This window comes from Phenylobacterium sp., assembly GCF_036723115.1.
GTDB lineage: Bacteria > Pseudomonadota > Alphaproteobacteria > Caulobacterales > Caulobacteraceae > Phenylobacterium.
In genome coordinates this window covers 1-4,942 of the sequence record NZ_DAIMHV010000182.1, presented here as the reverse complement: position 1 = coordinate 4,942, position 4,942 = coordinate 1, and the positions used below count along the sequence as shown (strand labels likewise).

Here is a 4,942-nt window from a genome sequence, read left to right as displayed (position 1 = left end):
CGTCCAGGGCGTGCGCCCGCCCGCCCGTCCCGCCGGACCCCAGGGTGACGGCGGGTATGCCCAGGCTCATGGGAATGTTGGAGTCCGTGGACGAGGCCGACAGCCGCGGCTCGAAGCCCAGCTGACGCAGCGCCGCGGACACGCCCTGAATAAAGGGCTCCTCGGCGGGCGTGCCGCCGGCCGGCCGGTCGCCAATGACCCGGGCGTCCAGGCGCACGGCGCCCTGGGCGGTGGATCGGGCCGTGTTCTCTTCGGCCACAGCCACATGCAGGATTTCCAACAGGCGCCGTTCCAGGTCGGCCAGGGCCTGCGGACTTTCCGAGCGCATGTCGTACTCGGTGAAGACCTCGGCAGGGATTGAGTTCACCGAAACCCCGCCGCCGGTGACGCTGGCCGAATAGGTGGTGCGCGGCGTCACGGGGACCTCGACCTCGTAAAGTCGGGCGGTGGCCCGCGCCATGGCCGCCATCGGATTGACGATGCCGAAGGCGCCATAGCTGTGGCCGCCCGGGCCGATGAAGGTGGCGCGGTAGCGTTTCGAGCCCACCGCTCCGTTGACCAGGGCCGCCGGATTGGTCCCGTCGAAGGAGAAGAAGGCCGCCACCCGGTCCTTGTAAGCGCCGGCCTGGAAGAGGTGTCGCACCCCGCGCAGGTCGCCGGGACCTTCCTCGCCCACCGTGCCCACGACCAGCAGGTCATGGACGGTGGTGACGCCCGCGGCGTCCAGGGCGCGGACAAAGGCCAGCAGGACAGCCAGGGAGCGGCTGTCGTCACCCACGCCCGGTGCCATGAGACGCGTGCCCTCCCGCCGCACGGTCACGTCGGTCTCAGGCGGGAACACTGTATCCAGATGGGCCGAGATCACCACCACGGGGCCGCCTTGCGGACCTGCCCCGCGCCGCAGGCCCATGACGTTGCCCTCGGCGTCCATGGCGGTTTCGGAAAGGCCGTGGGCCTTGAGCATGTCGAGATAGGCGCCGGCGCGTCGTTCCTCCTGGAAGGGCGGCGCCGGGATTTCCGTCAGGGTGATGATGTCGTCCACGGTGCGGTCGTGGTCGGCCGCCAGGTGCGCCCTGGCGGCGGCGAACCGTTCGCTGGCGAAGATCGCCTCGGCCCGGTGCTCGGCGCCCGCCGCCTGGCCCGCCCACAGGACGGCCAGGCTCAGGGGCAAGGCCAGGGCCAGGCGCGGCGGGAGGGCGAGGATTCGACGAACACGGCTCTGCATGGCGCTCTTTCTGCAGGTCTGGCTGAGACAGAGGCGCCATGATGCGCCAAACGCCACCGTTGCGAACAGGTCTTTCGTCGGTGGGATGCGCAATGGCTCTGCTATGCGTGGCCTCTGGTCAAGTCCGGCTGGCCGGGTCTAGGTTCGCCGCTCGCGCGCGGGGCGCGGGGCGAGGGGGAGATCCATGCCGGAAGAGAACAGCGCCATTCAGGCCTTTTATGACCAGGTGACCAACGTCAGCGACTTCATCTGGGGCGGGACCTGGAACGGCGCCTCGGTGCTGCCCTTCCCCCCCATGGTGATCGCCCTGTTCGGGGTCGGCCTCTGGATGATGGTGGGCCTGCGTTTCTATCCCATCACCAAGCTGGGAACCGCCTTCATCGGCCTCTTCAAGAGCGAGAAGGAAGCCGACGCCGAGGGCGACGGGAAGAAGGGCGAGATTTCGCCTTTCGCGGCCCTGTCCACCGCCCTCTCAGGCCAGGTCGGCACCGGCAACCTGGCGGGGGTGGCCACCGCCATCACCCTGGGCGGCCCGGGCGCGCTGTTCTGGATGTGGGTCACAGCCCTGATCGGCATGGCCCTGGCCTTCGCCGAAGGGGCTCTGGCCATCCGCTACCGGGAGCGCGGCCCCGATGGCGGTTTCCGCGGCGGTCCCATGACCTATATCCGCAAGGGCCTGGGCAAGAAGTGGGGCTGGTTGGCGGTGCTGTTCTGCGTCGGCACCCTCTTCTCGTCGGTGACCACCGGCAACATGATCCAGGCCAATTCCGTGGCCGATTCCATTCACGCCCTGACCGGCTGGCCCGACTGGGTCGGCGGCCTCATCGTGGCGTCGGCGGTGTTCGCCGTGATTATCGGCGGGATCAAGTCCATCGGCGCCCTGGCCGAGAAGATCGTGCCGTCCATGGCGCTGGCCTATCTGCTGATGGCCGGCATCGCCCTGGCCATCAATATCGAGGACCTGCCCGGCGCCTTCGCCGTCATCTTCGAGAGCGCCTTCACCGGCCACGCGGCCACGGGCGGCTTCCTGGGCTCGGCCATGATCATGGCGATCCGCGCCGGCGTGGCCCGCGGCCTGTTCTCCAACGAGGCCGGCCAGGGCTCCACCCCCATCGCCCACGCCGTGGCCCAGACCGAGGACCCGGCGCGGCAGGGGCGCTTCGCCATGATGGGCACCTTCATCGACACCATCGTGATCTGCACCGCCACAGGCCTCGTCCTGCTCACTGTGCAGGGCGCCTTCCCGCACACCGGCCCGGACGGGGTGCAGACCCTGCAGGAACACGTCTGGACGTCCGACCTGAACGGCTTCGCCATGACCGAGGCGGCCTATGCGGCGGCCTTCCCCATGCCGGTGTTCGGCTTCGCCATCGGCTCGCTCATCGCCTCGGTGGCGCTGATCTTGTTCGTCTTCACTACCCTGCTGACCTGGAGCTATTACGGTGAACGGGCGGCGACCCACCTGTTCGGCGACCGGGTGAAGATCCCCTTCCGGGTCATCTGGGTGATCATGATCTTCGTGGGCTCGTTCCAGGAGATCACCTTCGTCTGGCGTCTGGGCGACATCTCCAACGCCAGCATGGCCCTGCCCAACCTTGTGGCGCTGGCCCTGTTGTCGGGCGTGGTGTTCAAGCTGGCCCGCGGCGAGCGGAAGGCCGGGCCTGAGCACGAGTGAGGCTTGAGCCGCCGCGTGGGAAATGCCGCGCGGCGGCGCCTTGCCGCTTCCCTTGACGGGCCGTCCCCCCTAGCCTGACCGGTAACAGAGGTAACAGTCAGGAGCGGGTCCTTGTTCAACCGTCGTCAGATGCTCTTCGGCGCCGCCGGCGCCATGGCGCTCACCGCCGCCCCCCGCGCCCTGGCCCAGGGGACGGCGCCGCAGGCCGAGCAACGTCTGAACACGATGCTGGAGGCCTTCTACCAGGAGGCCCTGGACGCCCGGCCTGAGCTGGTCACCCGCCTGGGTCTGGACACCGGGGCCCGGGCGGCCGCCAAGAGCCAGCTCTCGCCGGCCTCGGCCGAGGCCATGGCCCGGGATCGGGCGCGCACCGCCGACCAACTCGCCCGCCTGGAGACCCTGCCGCGGGAAGAGCTCACCGGTCTGGCGGCGGTCAATTATGACGCCGTGCATTACGGACTGGCGACGCGCGCGGCCTCCAACCGCCTGTTCGCCTACGGCGGCGATGGTCCTGGCTCGCCCTATGTGCTGAGCCAGCTCAACGGCGCCTATCAGGATGTTCCGGACTTTCTCGGTTCGCAGCATGTGATCGAGACCCGCGCCGACGCCGAGGCCTATCTGGCCAGGCTCGAGGCCTTCGCCACCGTGCTGGACCAGGAGACGGAGCTGGCGCGGGCCGAGGCGGCCATGGGGGTCATCCCCCCGGACTTCGTGATCGAGCGGGCGCTCACCCAGATGAACGGGCTGAAGACCGCGCCGGCGGACTCGCCCCTGGTGACCTCGGTGGCCGAGCGGGCGCGCGCCCGAGGGCTGGAAGGGGATTTCGCCGCCGCCGCCTCGGCCATCTACACCGACAAGGTGGCGCCGGCCCTGGACCGTCAGATCGCCCTGCTCAGCAGCTGGGCGCCCCAGGCGGTGCACGAGGCGGGGTGCTGGCGGCTGCCCGACGGCGAGGCCTTCTATGAGCACTCCCTGCGCGCCTCCACCACCACGACCCTCAGCGCCGAGGAGGTCCATCAGCTCGGCCTGGAACAGGCGCGGGAGCTGTCGGCCCGGGCCGAGGTGATCCTGCAGGCGCAGGGCTACACCCAGGGCAGCGTCGGCGAGCGCATCGCCGCCCTCTTCAAGGACCCGCAATACCACTACCCCAACACCGACGCGGGCAAGGTCGAGCTGATCGAAAGCCTGAACGTCATGACCGAGGCCATGGCCAAGCGGCTTCCCGACTATTTCGGGACCCTGCCCCAGGCGCCGGTGGAGGTGCGACGGGTGCCGAGCTTCATCGAGGCCGGCGCGCCGGGGGGCTATTACAACCAGCCCACCCTGGACGGCTCGCGCCCCGGCATCTTCTGGATCAACCTGCGCGACACGGCGGAAAATCCCACCTGGACCCTGCCGACGCTCACCTATCATGAGGCCTTGCCCGGCCACCACATGCAGCTGGCCCTGCAGCAGGAGGCCGATCTGCCGATGATCCGCCGGGCCACCTTCATCTCGGCCTATGGCGAGGGCTGGGCCCTCTACGCCGAGGAACTGGCCAAGGAGATGGGGGTCTATGAGGACAATCCCCTGGGCGAGCTGGGCTATCTTCAGGCCGCCCTGTTCCGCGCCGCGCGCCTCGTGGTGGACACCGGCCTGCACGCCAAACGCTGGAGCCGCGAGCAGGCCATCGAGACCATGTCGTCCATCGACGGCTCGCCGATCTCCTCATCGACCACCGAGATCGAGCGCTATGCGGTGTGGCCCGCTCAGGCGTGCAGCTACATGGTGGGCAAGCTCACCTGGCTGCGTCTGCGCGACAAGGCCCGCCAGGCCCTGGGACCGCGCTTCGACATGGCCGCTTTCCACGACGCCGGCCTGCTGTCAGGCGCCATGCCCCTGACCGTGCTGGAGGCGGTGATCGACAACCACATCGCCGCCCGACGGGCCTGAGGCGGTCTCTACCGGCGCCTGCCCCGGACGCTGAACGCTCAGCCCCAGCTCTCCACGCCCCCCGCCTGCGGGCGGGGGCGACCAGGGTGGGGCGAAGCACGGGCGCTGAG

At 69.6% G+C, this 4,942-nt stretch carries 3 protein-coding genes; 2 read left to right on the top strand and 1 reads right to left on the bottom strand.

Translation table 11 applies throughout. From position 1 onward, the window contains the following. Window positions 1–1,225, bottom strand: a 1,225-nt coding sequence (locus V7D28_RS13875; RefSeq protein ID WP_333587977.1) for a M20/M25/M40 family metallo-hydrolase, incomplete at its 3' end; no start/stop codon positions are given. 184 nt (window positions 1,226–1,409) lie between these two features. Between V7D28_RS13875 and V7D28_RS13870 the strand changes: the two genes are divergently transcribed. Together V7D28_RS13870 and V7D28_RS13865 are read left to right on the top strand one after the other, a co-directional pair. Beyond that, window positions 1,410–2,900 carry an alanine/glycine:cation symporter family protein gene (locus V7D28_RS13870; RefSeq protein ID WP_333587976.1) on the top strand — a complete coding sequence of 497 codons (1,491 nt, stop codon included), beginning with the start codon at window positions 1,410–1,412 and terminating at the stop codon, window positions 2,898–2,900. 111 nt (window positions 2,901–3,011) lie between these two features. Further along, window positions 3,012–4,832 (top strand): DUF885 domain-containing protein, encoded by a 1,821-nt coding sequence (locus tag V7D28_RS13865; RefSeq protein ID WP_333587975.1) that lies wholly within the window; start codon window positions 3,012–3,014, stop codon window positions 4,830–4,832. The last annotated feature ends 110 nt before the right edge of the window (window positions 4,833–4,942 follow it).

Excerpts from the sequence above, each read along its gene's own strand:
- V7D28_RS13870 (WP_333587976.1), top strand. The coding sequence starts at position 1,410 with ATGCCGGAAGAGAACAGCGCCATTCAGGCCTTTTATGACCAGGTGACC.